14 protein-coding genes and 2 pseudogenes are annotated in these 16,930 nt (G+C 68.6%); 8 read left to right on the top strand and 8 right to left on the bottom strand.

Features of this window, described 5'->3' with window-relative positions:
* Positions 1-852: an MBL fold metallo-hydrolase gene (locus tag ACIBAF_RS35885; RefSeq protein WP_399468559.1), complete on the top strand. Its 852-nt coding sequence runs from the start codon at positions 1-3 to the stop codon at positions 850-852.
* 127 nt (positions 853-979) lie between these two features.
* Here ACIBAF_RS35885 and ACIBAF_RS35880 read toward each other — a convergent pair whose 3' ends face one another.
* Positions 980-3,424: a SpoIIE family protein phosphatase gene (locus ACIBAF_RS35880; RefSeq protein WP_399468557.1), complete on the bottom strand. Its 2,445-nt coding sequence runs from the start codon at positions 3,422-3,424 to the stop codon at positions 980-982.
* A 151-nt stretch (positions 3,425-3,575) separates the two neighbouring features.
* Positions 3,576-4,603, bottom strand: a pseudogene (locus ACIBAF_RS35875) (thiolase family protein); the annotation flags it as partial.
* Between the two features lie 215 nt (positions 4,604-4,818).
* Between ACIBAF_RS35875 and ACIBAF_RS35870 the strand changes: the two are divergent.
* The 7 genes from ACIBAF_RS35870 (at position 4,819) to ACIBAF_RS35840 (ending at position 12,756) form a co-directional block, all read left to right on the top strand.
* Positions 4,819-6,045 carry a cytochrome P450 gene (locus ACIBAF_RS35870; protein WP_399468555.1) on the top strand — a complete coding sequence of 409 codons (1,227 nt, stop codon included), beginning with the start codon at positions 4,819-4,821 and terminating at the stop codon, positions 6,043-6,045.
* 235 nt (positions 6,046-6,280) lie between these two features.
* Complete coding sequence (locus ACIBAF_RS35865; RefSeq protein ID WP_399468553.1) at positions 6,281-6,478, top strand: ferredoxin; 198 nt, start codon at positions 6,281-6,283, stop codon at positions 6,476-6,478.
* Positions 6,475-7,632: an NAD(P)/FAD-dependent oxidoreductase gene (locus ACIBAF_RS35860; protein ID WP_399468551.1), complete on the top strand. Its 1,158-nt coding sequence runs from the start codon at positions 6,475-6,477 to the stop codon at positions 7,630-7,632. Before ACIBAF_RS35865 ends, ACIBAF_RS35860 begins: the two co-directional genes overlap by 4 nt.
* Positions 7,633-7,646: 14 nt before the next feature.
* A complete protein-coding gene (locus tag ACIBAF_RS35855; RefSeq protein WP_399468549.1) occupies positions 7,647-8,846 on the top strand; it encodes a cytochrome P450 in 1,200 nt (399 codons plus the stop codon).
* Between the two features lie 21 nt (positions 8,847-8,867).
* Complete coding sequence (locus ACIBAF_RS35850) at positions 8,868-9,839, top strand: SDR family NAD(P)-dependent oxidoreductase (protein WP_399468547.1); 972 nt, start codon at positions 8,868-8,870, stop codon at positions 9,837-9,839.
* Positions 9,840-10,066: 227 nt separating this feature from the next.
* Entirely contained in the window at positions 10,067-11,275 is a 1,209-nt protein-coding gene (locus tag ACIBAF_RS35845; protein ID WP_399468545.1) for a cytochrome P450, read from the top strand.
* A 41-nt stretch (positions 11,276-11,316) separates the two neighbouring features.
* Positions 11,317-12,756: an MFS transporter gene (locus ACIBAF_RS35840; RefSeq protein WP_399468543.1), complete on the top strand. Its 1,440-nt coding sequence runs from the start codon at positions 11,317-11,319 to the stop codon at positions 12,754-12,756.
* Positions 12,757-13,699: 943 nt separating this feature from the next.
* Here the strand turns inward: ACIBAF_RS35840 and ACIBAF_RS35835 are convergent.
* From ACIBAF_RS35835 to ACIBAF_RS35810, 6 genes and pseudogenes are all read right to left on the bottom strand, one after another.
* Entirely contained in the window at positions 13,700-14,353 is a 654-nt protein-coding gene (locus ACIBAF_RS35835) for a DedA family protein (protein ID WP_399468541.1), read from the bottom strand.
* 638 nt (positions 14,354-14,991) lie between these two features.
* Complete coding sequence (locus ACIBAF_RS35830; protein ID WP_399468651.1) at positions 14,992-15,195, bottom strand: hypothetical protein; 204 nt, start codon at positions 15,193-15,195, stop codon at positions 14,992-14,994.
* A 30-nt stretch (positions 15,196-15,225) separates the two neighbouring features.
* A complete protein-coding gene (locus ACIBAF_RS35825) occupies positions 15,226-15,735 on the bottom strand; it encodes a hypothetical protein (protein WP_399468660.1) in 510 nt (169 codons plus the stop codon).
* Positions 15,639-16,091 (bottom strand): MMPL family transporter, encoded by a 453-nt coding sequence (locus ACIBAF_RS35820; protein ID WP_399468649.1) that lies wholly within the window; start codon positions 16,089-16,091, stop codon positions 15,639-15,641. Before ACIBAF_RS35820 ends, ACIBAF_RS35825 begins: the two co-directional genes overlap by 97 nt.
* Before the next feature lie 100 nt (positions 16,092-16,191).
* Positions 16,192-16,449: pseudogene (locus ACIBAF_RS35815) on the bottom strand (MMPL family transporter); the annotation flags it as partial.
* A gap of 83 nt (positions 16,450-16,532) precedes the next feature.
* On the bottom strand, positions 16,533-16,754 hold the full coding sequence (locus ACIBAF_RS35810) for a hypothetical protein (protein WP_399468658.1): 222 nt from the start codon (positions 16,752-16,754) through the stop codon (positions 16,533-16,535).
* Between the last annotated feature and the right edge of the window lie 176 nt (positions 16,755-16,930).

Raw genomic sequence — 16,930 nt, 5'->3', positions numbered from 1 at the left:
TTGGCCGGCAACAGGGATCTGCGCTACGCGGTCCACGTCTCACCCTCCATCCCGACGGCGATCAGCGATCTGCCGCCGGGAGTGGAACGGCGGATGTGGTCGCCCATCTCCTCGACGCTCGTCTACGGCGAGCGCGACGCGGTGCTCGTCGACCCGGTGATGACGGCCCAGCAGGCGGCCGCACTCGCCGACTGGGTGGAGTCGTTCGACCGGAACCTGACGACGATCTACGTCACCCACGGACACGGGGACCACTGGTTCGGCCTGGCGACCCTCCTGGAGCGTTTCCCGAACGCCCGGCCGGTCGCCACGCCGGCGGTCGTCGAGCACATGACGAAGCAGATGGACCCGGGCTTCGTCGAGAGCTTCTGGAACACACGGTTCCCGGGACAGATCCCGGACCGTCTCGTCGCCGCCGAGCCGGTGGAGGGGACGGCGCTCGAACTCGAGGACCGGGAGCTGACGATCGTGCCGCTCGGCCACACCGACACCGACGACACGACCGCGCTGCACGTCCCGTCGATCGGCCTCGTCGTCGCGGGCGACGCCGCCTACAACGACGTGCACCTCTACCTCGCCGAGTCCCCGCGTGAAGGCCGCGCGGCGTGGAAGGAGGCGATCGACGTGATCGCCGGCCTCGACCCCGCCCACGTCGTGGCCGGACACAAGCGTGCCGACCGGCCCGACTCCCCGGACATCCTCGCCGAGACCCGCGGGTACATCGACGACTTCGAGGAGTGCGTCGAGAGCACCGGCTCCACCGAGGAGCTGTACCAGGCGATGCTGAAGATCCACCCCGACCGCGTCAATCCCGGTGCTCTGTGGGGCTCGGCGCGTTCGGCCAAGGGCTGACATGGCTGCTGTGTCGACAGCAGTTGTGGGGCGTCAGCCGGCAAAGGCCTGCTGACGCCTTACAGACCACGCCGCCCCCCGCGGTGACTGCCCCGCAGTGTCGTGCGACAACCGGGCGTCAGGTCGATCATGCCAGCTGGGTGGCGAGGGGTATTTCCGCCCAGATGGTCTTGCCGGTGGGGGCGTGCCTGCAGCCCCAGCGCTGGGTGAGCTGGGCGACGATGAGCAGGCCCCGGCCCCCTTCGTCGAAGGCGCGGGCGCGACGCAGGTGCGGGGCTGTGCTGCTGCCGTCGCTCACTTCCACGATGAGTGACGTATCGCGGATCAGGCGAAGATGCACGGGCGGGTGGCCGTAGCGGATGGCGTTGGTGACAAGTTCGCTGATCACGAGTTCGCTGATGAAGGTGAGGTCGGCAAGGTTCCAGGCCAGTAGTTGGTCGTCGGCCAGCTTGCGTGCGTGGGCCACGACTGCCGGTTCGGCGATGAGATCCCATCCGGCCACCTGGCCGACGTCCAGTGCCCGCGTCCGAGCCAGCAGCAGAATGGCATCATCCGTGCGCAGATCGGGTCGCAGCGACTCCAGCGCCGTGTCACACGTGTCCTCCAGAGAATCGTGCGCATCGGCGAGGGCGTCTTGGAGCACGCTCCGTCCGACGTCCATGTCGCGGTCGATCCCTTCCACGAGGCCGTCGGTGTAGCAGGCGAGGATGCTGCCTTCCGGTATGTCGAAGTCCTTCGTCTCGAACGGTAGGCCGCCCACACCCAGGGGTGGTCCGACCGGGAGGTCGAGGGAATGCACGGTGCCGTCGGGAGTTGCCAAAGTCGGTGTGAGATGACCGGCCGTCGCCATGGAACAGAGGCGCGACACCGGGTCGTACACGGCGTAGAGACAGGTGGCTCCCACCTCGCCGTTCGGGCCGTCTGCCTCACCCGGCGTCGCCTCGCGGTCAAGGCGGAGTACGAGGTCGTCGAGCTGGGTGAGCAATTCGTCGGGCGCGAGATCGATGTCGGCCAGCGTACGGACCGCGGTGCACAACCGGCCCATGGTGGCGGAGGCCTCGATTCCGTGCCCGACCACGTCTCCCACGACGAGTGCGACCCGTGCGCCGGACAGCGGGATGACGTCGAACCAGTCGCCGCCGATGCCGATCGCGGGGTCGGCGGGCAGATAGCGGTGCGCGACTTCCACGGCTGCCTGGCGGGGCCCCTGAAGCGGCAACAGGCTGTTCTGCAGCGTGAGCGCGGTCCGGCGTTCGTGGGTGTAGCGGCGTGCGTTGTCCACACAGACGGCTGCCCGGGCCGCGAGGTCCTCGGCCAGCCGTAGATCGTCCTCGTCGAAGGGTTCCGGAGTGCGGTGGCGGATGAAGATCGCCACGCCCAGCGTGGTTTCGCGGGCCCGGAGCGGCGCGGCAATCGACGAGTGGAAGCCGTAGGCGTCGATGACACGGGCCCGTTCCGGGTCGTTCGTCGCCCACCAGCGCCTGGTGGTGTCATCGATGTAATGGGGCAGCGCGCGGCATGCGGCCAGCGCTCGTGCCGGCGGTGAATCCTCGGGATGGCTGTGCACCGTCCCGATCGGCATCACCGCCTCTGGGCAGCCGGGCAGCACGGACCGCTGGGCGACCCGGCGAAAGACCGGGCTGGAGGGAATCGTCTCCGTTGGATGGTCCCTCATGACACTGTCGAGGAGGTCGATGACGGCAAAGTCGGCGAAATGGTCCGTGCCGACTTCTGCCAGCTCCTCCGCAGTGCGTGTCAGGTCGAGGGTGGTGCCGATACGAAGGCCGGCATCGTTGAGGATGCTCAGCCGTTGACGTGCATGAAACTGCTCCGTGATGTCCGCCGGAGCGAGTGCTACCGCACGGGTCTGGCCGGTGCGGTCCTTCACCGGGTAGAGCGAGAACATCACCGCGCGGGTGTGGGCCTCGTCGGCTGGACGGAAATGTTCTTCCAGCCGCACTGTCCTGCCGCTCTGCCACACCTGCTCGACGGTTGCGTCGAGGCCTTCCAGGCCTTTGATGTGCTGCCCGGCTCGGGAGTAGCCGAGGGGCAAACCGAGCAATTCCCGCTCTGGCTTGCCCAGCGTGCGTGTCATGGCCGCGTTCACGGCCATCCGCAGCCCGTGACGGTCGTAGAGCGCCATGGGCAGCGGCAACTGCTCCATCGCCCAGCTCTTGATCTCTGTCATGTCCCAGGCGTCGGAGCCGCCGGTGCCCGTGGCCGCCGCCCAGTCGTGTGCCGGGCTCGCCAGGGACCACTGCACTTCCCCCCGCGCGTCCCACAGGGCGGTCGCCTCCAGGCCCACCCGCAGGAGGCGGCCGTCACGGTGCCGCACGGTGATCACGTCACGCCATGCCCGGTACTCGGCGCAGCAGCGCAGGACGGGATCCGGGAGAGGCTCCGGAAGCAGTCGCATCGCGTCCCGACCGATCACCTCGCCCGGCTCGTAGCCCAGAAGCCTCTGTGCCGCCGCGCTCCACGCGATCACGACACCTTGGCCGTCCACCGTGGCAAGCGCTGCCCGAGGCGGCCACGCCTGAACGGAAGCCGACGATGTGGCATCCCTGTCCATTGGTGCACCTCACGCCATGTCGCACCCGCGGTCCGCCGGGTCGGGTATCACCGCAACCCCAGCCTGCGCCTCCTCCTCGCCGTTCGCAAACAAGGCCTCGCCGCTCGCGGCGGACGGAAGCCCTGTCGCTGTCCCTCGCGGGTGCGCCCGCTCACGCCTCGAACACCACCGCGAGCCCCTGGCCCACCCCGATGCATATGGCGGCGACGCCGATGCCGCCGCCGCGCGCGGCCAGTGCGTGAGCCAGGTGGCCGACGATGCGTCCCCCGGAGGCACCGAGGGGGTGGCCGATGGCGATGGCGCCGCCGTCCACGTTCACCTTCTGGGGGTCAAGTTCGGGCCAGAGCCGCAGGCAGGCGATGCTCTGTGCGGCGTACGCCTCGTTGAGTTCGACGAGGTCGACGTCCGACCAGCTCTTGCCGGCGCGGGCGAGGGCGCGGTTGGCCGCCTCCACCGGAGCGATACCGAAGACGTCCGGGTCGTTGCCCGCCACTCCGCGTCCGATGACATGGGCCAGGGGCTGAGTGCCGGGCAGCGCGTGCTCGGCGCCGAGCAGCACTGCCGAGGCTCCGTCGCTGAGGGGGACGAGTTGCCCGCCGTGACGCTTCCACTCGCCACGAACGCCGGCTTGAGGCGGGCCAGGGCGGCCATGCTGGTGTCGTCGCGAATGCCCTCGTCGCGGTCCAGGTCGACGCCGGGTACGTCGATGATTTCCGCTGCGTAGGCGCCTTCGGCGAATGCGCGTGCCGCGTTGCTGTGGCTGTGCAGGGCGAAGGCGTCCTGTTCATCGCGCGGGACGGAGAATCGTTCCGCGAGGATCTCGGCCGTCTGACCCAAGGGGATGGTCCACTCCTTGGGCATGCGCGGGTTCACGAGCCGCCATCCCAGGGTTGTCGAGGCCATGGCCGTGTCGCCTGCCGGGTATGCCCGGTCGGGCTTGGGTACGACCCACGGTGCGCGGCTCATCGACTCGACGCCGCCGGCGAGCACCAGCGTCGCGTCGCCTGCCTCGATGGCGCGGCTGCCCTGGATGACCGCCTCGACTCCGGAGCCGCACAGGCGGTTCGTTGTCGTGCCGGGGACGGTCGGGAACCCTGCCGGCAACGCGCCCATCCGGGCCACATCGCGGTTGTCCTCGCCGGCGCTGTTGGCATTGCCGAACATGATGTCGTCGATCCGCCAAAAGGAGGATCCCAACCCCGCCAGCAAAGGTTACGGTGACATAGGTCGTCGTGACGCACTCCGTCTCGCGACGCCCGAAGAAGCCGCCGCGCTCGGCATGCCTGGGACCGGCCGTGGGGCCTCGGCGGGGCCCGCTGCCCTCCGTCCGTGGAGCCGGAGCCGTGGGATCCGCTTCGGGCGCACATGCCTCGCACACCCCCACAGGAGCATCGATGACTACTGAGACCGAGACAGGCGAGAGCGTCGGCCTTCCCGACTTCCCCGGAACACGCTCCGGGCGCTGCCCCTTCGATCCCCCCGCCGAGTACGCACAGTGGCGCTCGGGTCAGGGGCTCCAGCAGGTCCAGACCTCGATCGGCAGGAGCGCCTGGGCGGTGAGCCGGTTCGAGGACGCCAAGGTGGTGCTGAACGATCCGCGCTTCAGCGCGGACGCCCACCGGTTCCCCCAGTTGGTCAACAACGCACAGACTCCTGGCCAGACGCAGGTGTTCCCGCGCATGGACGACCCGGAGCACGCCCGTATCCGGCGGATGTTCACCGGCGAGTTCACGGTCAAGCGTGTTGAGGCGCTGCGGCCGCGCATCCGCGAACTGATCAACGGCCTCCTCGACGAGATGACCGGCCAGCGGCAGCGGCCGACGGACCTCGTGCGGGCCTACGCGCTGCCTGTACCGTCGCTGGTGATCTCCCTGGTGCTCGGGGTGCCCTACGAGGACCACCGGTTCTTCCAGGAGCAGAGCGGCGTCCTCAATCACCGAGAGGCGTCCCGGGAGGAGAAGATCGTAGCTAGCGAGGCGCTCTCCGCGTATCTCCTGGATCTGGTCGACCGCAAGGAGCGTGAGCCCGGTGACGACCTGATCAGCCGACTTCTCGTCGAGCGCGTCGCAACGGGAGAACTCAGTCGGCGCGAGCTGACCATCAACTGCCGGACGATCCTGTCCGCCGGGCACGAGACCACGGCCAACATGATCGGCCTCGGGACGCTGGCCCTCCTGGAGAACCCCGAGCAGGCCGCCCGTGTCCGCGACACCGACGACCCCAAGCTGATCGCGGGCGCCGTGGAGGAACTGCTGCGCTATCTGTCGATCATCCAGGAGCACGTCAATCGCGTGGCCACCGAGGACCTCACCGTCGGCGGTCAGCAGGTTCGCGCCGGCGATCTGCTGACCGTCAACGTGCCCGCCGCCAACCGCGACACCCACTTCGACGACCCCGACGTCTTCGACATCGACCGCACCGTCACGGGCAAGCACGTCGCGTTCGGCCACGGCATCCACCAGTGCCTCGGCCAGACGCTGGCCCGTGTCGAGATGCAGGAGGCCCTGTCGATGTTGCTCCGCAGGCTGCCGACCCTCCGCCTGGCCGTGCCGTTGGAAGAGGTGAGGTTCCGGCACGACATGGCCACCTTCGGCGTCCACGAGCTGCCGGTCACCTGGTAGTGACTCTCGATCATGCCTCCCGGACACCGCGGTGCCCGGGAGATCCCGCTGTGGCCGGTGCGTCGCGCGGCCCTGTGCGGGAACGGCGCCCACGGCGACGTTTGCGCGACCTCGCGGCCCGTGCTCCCGTCGCGGTGGCGCCGACTTCTCCGCCCCATCGGACGGCGCGGCCACGACCGTTCGGCGTTCGGTGAGTCCCTCCTACCCCCACACGAAAGATCCGAGGTCGACAAGCATGCACGTGACACTGGACGAGCCCAAGTGCGTTGCCGCCGGGCAGTGCGTCCTGGCCGCGCCCGAAGTCTTCGACCAGCGTGACGAGGACGGCGTCGCGATCCTGCTGGACGCGGACCCTCGCGAGGAATTGCACGCCGGGGTACGCGAGGCGGCCGCGATCTGCCCGGCTGCGGCGATCCACCTGGCGGAGCGGTGAGGCGCATCGTGGTCGTCGGCGCCTCGGCGGCTGGCCTGGCGGCGGCCGAGACGCTGCGCCGTGAGGGCTTCGACGGCTCTCTCACTTTGATCGGCGACGAACCGTACCTGCCCTACGACCGCCCACCCCTGTCCAAGCAGTTCGTGACCGCGGGTTGGGACGCGGAACAGCTCATGCTGCGCGCTCCCGCCGACATCGACGCCCTCGGCCTCGACCTGCGCCTCGACGTCGCCGCCACGGGTCTCGACCTCCAGAAACGCGCGGTGGCACTGGCGGACGGCTCGGCGGTGCCGTACGACGGACTGGTCATCGCCACCGGAGTACGTCCGCGTCGGCTGCCCGGTGAGGGCGCGCACGTGCTGCGCACCCTCGACGACGCCCGCGCTCTGCGCGACGGGCTGCTGACCGCCCGACGGCTGGTCGTGGTCGGTGCCGGGTTCCTGGGCGCCGAGGTCGCCGCTGTCGCCCGGCAGCGCGGCTGCGCGGTGACGCTGCTGGAACCAGCTCCGGTGCCGCTGGCCCACGCCGTCGGCGAGGAGGTCGGCCGGGCACTGGCGATGGCCCATCGGAACCATGGGGTAGACCTGCGCACCGGGGTCACGGTGACCCAGGTGGCCGAGGACGGAGTGCGGCTGGCCGACGGTGAAGTCGTCGAGGGCGACGAGATCCTGGTCGCAATCGGCTCGCTGCCGAACACCGACTGGCTGGAAGCGAGCGGTCTGACAGTCCGCGACGGCGTCGTCTGCGACGAGTACTGCGAGGCCGCGCCGAACGTATACGCGGCCGGGGATGTCGCCCGTTGGCGCAACCCGCTGTTCGGCCTCTCCATGCGGATCGAACACCGCACCAACGCCGCAGAACAGGGAATGGCCGCGGCCCGCAACCTCCTCCGCCCTGACGCGCTCCAGCCCTTCGCGCCGGTGCCGTACTTCTGGTCCGACCAGTACGGCATGAAGATCCAGGCCTACGGCTACATCCGCGACCATGACGAGGCACTCGTCCTCGACAACGACCAGCTTCTCGTCGTCTACCGCAAGGCGGACCGCCTGGTCGGCGTCCTCGCCGCCGACATGTCCCCCAGGACACTGCGCGCCTGGCGCGCCCTCATCGCGGCTCGTTCCCCCTGGACCAGCGCACTCACCACGGCTGCCTGACCGAAGGGATTCCCATGACCACCACCGATCTGCCGGCCTTCCCCGGCGAACGCACCGCACGCTGCCCCTTCAACCCGCCCGCCGCCTACACGCGTTGGCGGGAGGAGGAAGGTCTGCGGCGGGTGAACTGGAACGGCCACACGGTCTGGGCCGTGAGCCGGTACGAAGACATCAAGACCGCCATGACCCACCCGGCCATCAGCGCCGAAGTTCTCGGCGTATTGCAGGGCCACGGAAACAACGACGGCCCCAACGCGCCCGAGACCTTCCCCCGCATGGACGACCCCGAACACGCCCGGCTGCGACGCATGCTCACCAAGGACTTCACGGTCAGGCGGGTCAACGCGATGCGCCCGCGGATCGAAGAGATGGCGAACCACTTCATCGACACGATGGTCGCCAAGGGCCAGCCGGGCGACCTCGTCCAGGACTACGCCCTGCCGGTCCCGTCATTGGTGATCTCGCTGCTGCTCGGCGTCCCCTACACCGATCACGACTTCTTCCAGAGCATCACCGCCACCCTGATGAACATGAACACCCCGCCCGAGGAGAAGGCCAGGGCTTCCCGGGAGTTCTTCGGCTACATGATGGAGCTGGTGGCCCGCAAGGAGAGGGAACCCGGTGACGACCTGATGAGCCGGGTCGTCCGTGAGCACGTGCAGACCGGCGAGCTGCGCCGCGAAACGGCGGCGATGAACGGCCAGATCCTGCTCAACGCCGGCCACGAGACCACCGCCAACATGATCGCCCTCGGCACGGTCGCCCTGCTGCAGAACCCGGACGAGGCCGCAAGGGTCCGGGACACCGACGACCCGGCTGTGATCGCGAACGCTGTCGAGGAACTCCTGCGCTACCTGACGATCGTGCACAGCCTGATCGCCCGCATCGCCAAGGAGGACGTCGAGATCGGCGGCACACTCGTCAAGGCCGGCGAAGGGCTGATCATGAACCTGCCCGCCGGTAACTGGGACTCTGCCTTCACCGCCGAGCCCGGGACGCTGGATCTCGACCGGTCCGCCCGCGGGCACCTCGCGTTCGGGCATGGCGTGCACCAGTGCATCGGCCAGACGCTCGCCCGCGCCGAACTCCAGATCGCTCTGCCCACCCTGCTGCGCAGGCTCCCCGAACTGCGGCTCGCGGTGCCGATCGAGGAGATCCGGTTCAGAAACGACATGAGCATTTACGGCGTGCACGAACTGCCCGTCAGCTGGTGAAGGACGAGAAGAGGAGACACCATGAGCGATCTCCGTTTCGACGGCAGGGTGGCAATCGTGACCGGTGCGGGCGGCGGGCTCGGCCGGCAGCACGCGCTGCTGCTCGCGTCCCGCGGGGCGAAGGTGGTCGTCAACGACGTCGGCGGGTCGGTGGCCGGTGAAGGGCGGGACGCCGGGCCGGCCGAGACCGTCGCGCAGGAGATCCGCGATCACGGCGGCGAGGCCGTTGCGGACACCCACAGCGTTGCCACGCCGGACGGCGGCGAAGCGATTGTCCGCACCGGACTCGACGCTTTCGGCCGCGTCGACATCCTCGTCAACAACGCGGGCATCCTGCGCGACGCGCTGTTCGAGGACCTGACTCTTGAACTGCTGGAGCCGGTCCTCGACGTGCACGTCAATGCCCTGTTCCACGTGACCCGGCCGGCCTGGCGGATCATGCGGGACCAGGGGTACGGCCGCGTCGTGAACACCACCTCGGCCGTCGGCCTGCTCGGCAGTCCGCGCAAGAGCAACTACGGCACGGCCAAGGCGGGGGTGGCCGGCCTCACCCGCGTCCTGGCCCTGGAGGGCGCCGGGCACGGAATCAAGGCCAACGCCATCGCCCCCATCGCGGCCACCCGCATGCTCACCCAACACCTGGGCGACACCGCCGACGGCCGCCCCAGGCACGATGCCGCCACCACGGCCATGATGGACGCCGTCGTCGGCAGCCTCGACCCCGCACTGGTCTCTCCCGTCGTGGCCTTCCTCGCCCACGAGGACTGCCCTGTCACCGGCGAGATCTACACCGCCGGAGCCGGCCAGGTCGCTCGCTTCTTCACCGGCAGAACCCGGGGTTACCACCATCCAGCACTGTCGATGGAGGATGTCCGGGACCATCTCGCCGAAATCCGCGACGAGACCGGCTACACCGTCCCCGACGGTCCCGGCGAGGAAATCGCCCAGCTTCTGCGCGTCATAGCGGTCCAGTCTCAACGCGCCACGGAGTAGGCATCGCGTTGCCTGGAATCCGGCACGCGGAATCCTGCGCGCCACCGTAGCCCCCCGGCGGCCACGTCGGCCGATCCAGCGGCCTCCGCCAACGTCAGCACGATGCCGCTCAGCATGCCCCTCGCGATCGTCGTGGTCTCGATCGCCCCGATCGCGGCTGACGTCATCAAGAAAGCACCGGACGAGGAAGCTCGTCGCGGCCGATTGCACAGAGAGGACATGGTTCCGTGCACCACGCAACCGACCAGACCGACCTGCCCGCGTTCCCAGGAGCGCGCTCCCAGCGCTGCCCCTTCGACCCGCCCGAGGCATACGCGGGCTGGCGTAAGGCGGAGGGGCTGCAACGCGTCCGGCTGTCGAACGGCGGCACCGGGTGGGTGGTCAGCCGCTACGAGGACGTACGGACGGTGTTGGCTGATCCCAGGATCAGCGCCGACGCCCGTCGGTTCCCGGAGCTCCGTTCGAACGCGGAGGGCAAGCCGGATGCGTTTCCGCGGATGGACGACCCCGACCACGCCACCGTGCGGCGCATGCTCACCAGCGACTTCACCGTCAAACGAGTCACGGCGATGCGCCCGAAGATCGAGGAGATGGCGAACGGCTTCCTCGAAGAGATGATCAGCAACGGGGCGCCGGCGGACCTTGTCCGCGCCTACGCGCTGCCCGTCCCGTCCCTGGTGATCTCACTCCTGCTCGGTGTTCCCTACACCGACCACGAGTTCTTCCAGAAGCACAGCAGCACCCTGATCTCCGTCACCGCCACCACCGAAGAAAGGGCAGCGGCAAGCGCGGCGCTCTTCGGCTACCTGCTCGACCTGGTGACACGCAAGGAAAAGGACCCCGGCGACGATCTCATCAGCCGCCTGCTCACCGACCGCGTCGCCACCCGTGAACTCAGCCGCGAGGCCGTCGCCATGAACAGCCAGATCCTGCTGCTCGCCGGGCACGAGACCACCGCCAACATGATCGCCCTGTCCACGCTGACCCTGCTGTGCCACCCCGAGCAGGCCGCCCGTATGTGCGACACCGACGACCCGGCCGTGATAGCGAACGCCGTCGAGGAACTGCTGCGTTACCTGACCATCTCGCAGAACCAGGTCAACCGCATCGCCGCCGAGGACCTCACCATCGGCGGCCAACAGCTCCGCGCCGGCGATCTCCTCACCGTCAACCTGCCCGCCGCCAACCGGGACCCGTCCTTCCTCGACCACCCCGACGTCCTCGACATCACCCGCGACACGCGTGGACACCTGGCTTTCGGACACGGCACTCACCAGTGCCTCGGCCAGCAACTGGCGCGCGCCGAAGTGCAGATCGCGCTGCCTGTCCTGTTCCGGAGGCTTCCCGGCCTCCGGCTTGCGATTCCCTTCGAGGACGTCATATTCCGGCACGACATGTCCGTCTACGGCGTGCACGAACTCCCCGTCAGCTGGTGACGCGATCGCGTGGCGACTCAACGCTCCAGAATGAACCGGACGTGACGCGTCCACGGGCTGCCCCGCACACGAATCCCGCGCTCGTCTTCGGCTTTCTGGCACTGGCCGGAATGGTGTTCGCGATGCTGCAGTCGCTCGTCGCCCCGGCTCTGCCGACCATGGCTGCCGACCTGAGGACCTCGACCGCGGACATCAGCTGGCTCGTGACCGCCTACCTGCTGGCCGCCGCTGTCGCGACGCCGATCGCGGGCCGCCTCGGCGACATGTTCGGCCGACGCCGCGTGCTTCTCATCGTCCTGGGCCTGCTCGCAACCGGCGCCCTGGTCGCCGCTCTGGCCGGCAACCTCGCCGTCCTGGTGACGGGCCGTGTCCTGCAGGGAGCGGGGGGAGCGATCCTGCCGCTGGCATTCGGCATAGTCCGTGACGAGTTGCCGCGCGAACGGGTCGGCGTCGCTGTCGGCCTGCTGTCCGCACTGCTCGGGACCGGCGGGGGACTCGGGTCGGTACTGGCCGGACCGATCACCGAGCACCTGTCCTGGCACTGGCTGTTCTGGTTCCCCCTGATCATGATCGCCGTCGCCGCCGCGGGCATCGCGTACGGCATCCCGGAATCCCCGGTACGCGCATCCGACCGCATCGACGTGCCCGGCGCGTTGCTGCTGTCCTCCGGCCTGGTCTGCCTGCTCCTCGCGCTCAGTAAAGGCGACGGCTGGGGCTGGACCAGCGGCACCGCACTCGGGTCGCTCGGTGGGGCGGCGGTTGTGCTCGCCACGTGGGTGGTGGTCGAACTGCGCGTCCGCGCACCGCTGGTGGACATGCGCATGCTCGCCAACCGGGGTGTGTGGACGACCAACATCGCAGGCATATCGTTCGGGGTCGTCACGTTCGGCTCCTTCCTGCTAGTGCCCCTCCTGCTCCAACTCCCGACCGCGACTGGTTACGGCCACGGCAAGTCCGTCAGCGAAGCGGGTCTGTACCTGCTTCCCGCATCCATGGCGATGGTCGTCTTCGCGCCACTGTCCGGGGTCCTGGATCGCCACTTCGGCGCCAAACTCCCTTTGACACTGGGCATCCTCATGGCCGCGGCCTCATTCGTTCTGCTGGCCGTCGCCCATGACGCGGCGTGGCACATCCTGACCGCGGTCACAATGATCGGCATCGGCATCGGTCTGGGATCCTCCGCCATGACCAACGCCATCCTCGCGACCGTCCCCCCGACCCAGACCAGCGTGGCCACCAGCATCAACACCCTCGCCCGCACCATCGGCGGCAGCATCGGCACGGCCGTGCTCGCCGCGATCCTCTCGGCGACCACCTCTGCCCGGCACGTGCCCTCCGAAGCCGGGTTCACCGCGGGCTTCTGGATGTGCGCCGGCGCGCTCGGTGTCGCCTTCCTCGCCGCCCTCATGCTCCCTGCCGGCCGCCGCCGCTGGGTCGTTCAGCCCTCCGACGCGAGCCCCGGACGCCGGTCTGGACCATGAGGGGGTCTCGGTACCGTGTCACACAACCTCCCGAGATGGGCTTGGAATCCGGTTGGTACGGACCACGAGCCGGCTCAGCCAGGGCTCTCACGCCGACGTACTCGGCGCAGTCCATGCTCGGGCGGTCATTGCCTGTGTCGGGGGCATCGACGCGCTGACGCTCGCCTCCCATCGCGCCAGCACCGCATTTGCCCACACGACCAACGGGTCTCCACGGCAACAGTCGCTTTCCGAGAACGGTCCGTCCGGGCGTGTCACGGCGGTCGAGATCACGGCAACCGCCTTCGCAGACACCGGCTCTGCGCATCGCTGCTTCAGCATCGCGGCTTCAGCATCGCGGCTCACTGTGGCGGGAGATCGGGTGTGCCGACGCCGGCGGTGGCGGAGGTGCGCATCGTCGACGCGATGCTGAAGTGGGGATCGGAGGAAGGCGGGACTGCTGTCGTGCTCTTGTGTTGGATAACCGCTGCCGCATTCACCCTCGGGCGCAACCTGGAGCCGGCAGGTCCACCTGACTACACTCGGGGCCGGGGTTGTCGCGCCGAGCATGAAGACACCCCGGCGCGGCCCTCGGCGGCGGTTGTGCACGCGGATGCCCATGGGAGATGCAGGACAACGTGGCGCACAACGTGTCCGTGATGATCGCGCGATCCCAACCGTCGTCCGCCAAGTGCTGATGGAACGCACCAGTTGTCGCTGAAGCGGTCGTAGCGGCCCCGTGTGACCTGGCACCCGCTCGGCAGCGTTGCCGACGGCGCACTCCACGCAGGGAACCGCTCCGAGCCGAACCCGGAGACGAAGCTTGTCGGCTGACCGAGCGCGAGACGAGGTGTTGACCCACCTGGCGGTCGGCCTGTCCAAGGCCGAGATCGCCACTGCGGACGGCATGTCGGAGGCGACTCTGGAAACCGCAAGAACGGCCTCGTTTTCCCGATGACGCCGCTCAGTGAGCCGATTCGAGATCCGGGTCCGGGTCCGCGTCCGGGCTGCGCCGGCCTGCGTCCGGTGCGGCCTTCCTGCGACGCTTGCGAACGACGATGGTCACGGCGAGGGCGCCGAGCAGTCCCACGACGAAGATCACGCCGCCTGAACTTTTCAAGCTGGAGAGGACGCCAAGGGCGAACAGGATGGGCAGCACGGTCGAAATGGTGGCCCCGGCAGCCACCGGGGGAAGGAACGTGCGGTAGGACATGCGGGCGGCGCCGGCCACGGCGGGTACGAAGCCGCGGACGAGGGGGATCAGACGTCCGACGAAGACCGCTCGGGTGCCGTGTTTGAGTAGCAGCGCACTGGCCTTGTCCCAGCCTTCCGCGCCACGCTTCTTGATGAGCTTGGTCTCGCGTAAGGCCGGGCCCAGGCGGCGGCCGAGTTCGAATCCGATCACGTTGCCCGCGATGGAGAAGACCGTGGCCACCGTCCACAGGAGGAGGAACTCGGGCACTGAGTCGACGGTGGAGGAGGCGATCAGCATGGCCGCCTCTCCGGGGAGGAAGAGTCCGACGCCGACGATGGCCTCGCCCAGAGCTATCAGGGCAGCTCCCGCGAGTACCACGGGTTGCGGCGACGACTGAAGCCAGTCGAGCACATCGGAAAACATCAGCTGTATCCCTTCAATGAATCTTGATGTACATGCTGGGCTGTTGCCGATTCCGTGAGAGAGGCCTCAGGACGCATCCGGGGATAAACCGCGAGAGCGCGTGTGGTGATGAGGGACGGAGCATGTGAAGTTCCGCATTGCCGTTGAGAGTGCTCGGCAACGTATCCATGGCCAGAGGCGATTCCGCTGCCTGACGAGCACGCCGATGATGTGTGGGGGACATGGATCAGGCCTACGCGTGTGGGGCGGCGGCCGCGACGGCTGTACGGAACGCGTGAGCATGCGGGATGGGTCGAGCCTGGGCATCGGTGCATCGGCAGCCGTTGTCACGGCCCACGTCACGAGGACTGGCCGTTCGTGGACGCCGAAATAGGCCTGGCTGCGCAGTTGCTCGGGGTCGTTCATGCAGGCATGCGCCGCTGATGCCTTCCGTTGCATTGTCCGCTGGCTACCAGATGCGGAACCGCGGATGTTCGCGCTGACCCGAGGGGTGAAGCAAGGCAGAGGCAGTCGTCATCGATTCCGGCCGGAGTCCTCATCGATACTCCTGTTGATGTGGGGGGATTGTCGCTTCACGGCGCTCAACGGCCATGCGGGAGGCCTCGTGGGGAGCTGAGCGGCCCATAGGTCAGGAAGACCTAGGTCACTTTAACCATGCTCCAGGCGGATCCGAATCCTCCTCTTGGCCGATCCGAGATGCCCGAGTCATGTGGATAGGGTCGCAGCCGGGGCGGTCTGCCCAGTCCCGTCTCATAGGCGAACACGACGGCCTGCGCACGGGCTCGAGCGCCGATCTCGGCGAGGATGCTGCTGGCATGGGTCTTGACTGTGGCCGGCGCGATGCACAGGCGCTCGGCGATCTTCCTGTTGCTTCAGCCGGAGGCGAGCGCGGTGAGCACTTCACGTTCGCGCCCGGTGAGGTGGGACAGCCTGCGCTTCCGCTTGAGACTGTGGGCGGAGTCTTGTTCGCGGACCGCGTCGATGAGCTCGCGCGTCAGACGGGGAGAGAGGACGGAGCCCCCCGTGAGCGACGACGCGGACGGCTGCTCGGCGCCGGTCTCCTTGTGCAGGGCGGCGCTCTGGCCGCGGATGCCGGTGACCAGGTCCTTGGTTGCCTGACTGGTCGGCGCGCTTGCGGGGATTACGCCGATCAGGGAAACGTCGCCGATGTGGTTGAACGCCGTGCCGCGCACCGAGGCGATGTCGCCCAGTTTGCCCAGCAGCGAGGTCGCCTGTTCGGCTGCGGCCTTGGGGTCGTCACTGTCGCCTGCGTTGACGACGACAGTCAGTGGGCCGCTGAAGCTCGGTCCGAAGCCTTCGCTGAGGGTGTCGTAGGCGACGCGCTGGGTGCTGCCTGGTGCACGCCTGGAGTCGTCGGGCAAGGGGCCAGACGCAAAGATGTGGCGGGCAGCGCCAGCAGGGTCAGGCCGGCCTCGGAGACGGCGTGGACCTTGACCGGGTTGCGGGTGACGAACTGCGCCCAGCGCACGCCCAACGCCTGGCCCTCGCCGCGCTCCAGTGCCTTCATCCGGCGGGTCAGCAGCTTGTATTTCATGATCCGCATCCCGGCGAAGCCGAGCATGGCGGGCAGCAGGGTCAGTGCGATGACGACCGCGACGGTGACGGCGAAGGCAAGGCCCCTGGAGATGAGCGAGTGGATGCCGATGACGCTCAGGTCGCTCAGGGCGACGACCACGGTCAAGCCAGCGAAGACGACCGCCGAGCCCGCGGTGCCCAGGGCCCGCCCGCAGGCTTCCTCGGGCTTCCTCGGGTTCGTGGCCGTCGCGGATCTCGTTGCGGTAGCGGGAGGCGATGAACAGGGCGTAGTCGATGGCCACCGCCAGGCCCCGCATCGGCGCCAGGGTGGAGGCCTGGGAGGCCATGTCGAAGAACTGGGTGGCGATGGTGGGCGAGAGGACGGCCGCGCCCACGCCGAGGATCGCGGTGAGCAGCGGCAGTCCGGCCGCGATCAGTGATGCCAAGGTGATCACCAGGGCGACGGCGGCGACAGCGAGGCCGATCAGTTCGGCCGCCTTGCTCTTGGCTTCGTCCTTGACGGCGTTGACGCCCAGACTCACCGTCAGGCCGGCCTTCTCGTCCTGGGCGACGACATCGGCCTTGACATCGTGGGCGGCGTCGCTGACGTCCGTCTGGGCGCGACCTGGTACGTCACCTGAGCTTAGGCGATGGTGCCAGACTTGCGCTTCGCGATCAGGGACTCGATCTCGGTCTTGTTGGTGGCGGAGGTCAGCTTCTGCCCGCCCGGCGCCCTGAACTCCACCCGCGCGGTGGCGCCGTCGGCGGATGCCTGCGGGAACTCCTTCTTGAGCAGATCGATCGCCTGCTGCGACTGGGTGCCCGGAAGGCTCAGGCCCTCCGTGGTGCTGCCGGTGGAGCTCATGGCACCGATGCGGGATGCGGGTCGGGAGACCTTGCGGTTTCGCTAGGCCGAACATCCCGGCTTGTGCAGCAGCTTTGTGCTTCCCGAACGATGATCTGGCGCGGACGCTTACTGGTTGTCCCCCGAAAGCCTTGGTTTCTCGGCTTCATCCCGTGCATCGGAGCCGACTCGACCGG

It is taken from the genome of Streptomyces sp. NPDC051677 (assembly GCF_044453465.1).
GTDB lineage: Bacteria > Actinomycetota > Actinomycetes > Streptomycetales > Streptomycetaceae > Streptomyces.
Note: the sequence above shows the minus strand (reverse complement) of the source record. Positions and strands in the feature narration are given on the sequence as shown.

Excerpts from the sequence above, each read along its gene's own strand:
- ACIBAF_RS35880 (WP_399468557.1), bottom strand. The coding sequence starts at position 3,424 with ATGGACAGGGATGCCACATCGTCGGCTTCCGTTCAGGCGTGGCCGCCT.
- ACIBAF_RS35870 (WP_399468555.1), top strand. The coding sequence starts at position 4,819 with ATGACTACTGAGACCGAGACAGGCGAGAGCGTCGGCCTTCCCGACTTC.
- ACIBAF_RS35865 (WP_399468553.1), top strand. The coding sequence starts at position 6,281 with ATGCACGTGACACTGGACGAGCCCAAGTGCGTTGCCGCCGGGCAGTGC.
- ACIBAF_RS35855 (WP_399468549.1), top strand. The coding sequence starts at position 7,647 with ATGACCACCACCGATCTGCCGGCCTTCCCCGGCGAACGCACCGCACGC.
- ACIBAF_RS35850 (WP_399468547.1), top strand. The coding sequence starts at position 8,868 with ATGAGCGATCTCCGTTTCGACGGCAGGGTGGCAATCGTGACCGGTGCG.
- ACIBAF_RS35835 (WP_399468541.1), bottom strand. The coding sequence starts at position 14,353 with ATGTTTTCCGATGTGCTCGACTGGCTTCAGTCGTCGCCGCAACCCGTG.
- ACIBAF_RS35810 (WP_399468658.1), bottom strand. The coding sequence starts at position 16,754 with ATGAGCTCCACCGGCAGCACCACGGAGGGCCTGAGCCTTCCGGGCACC.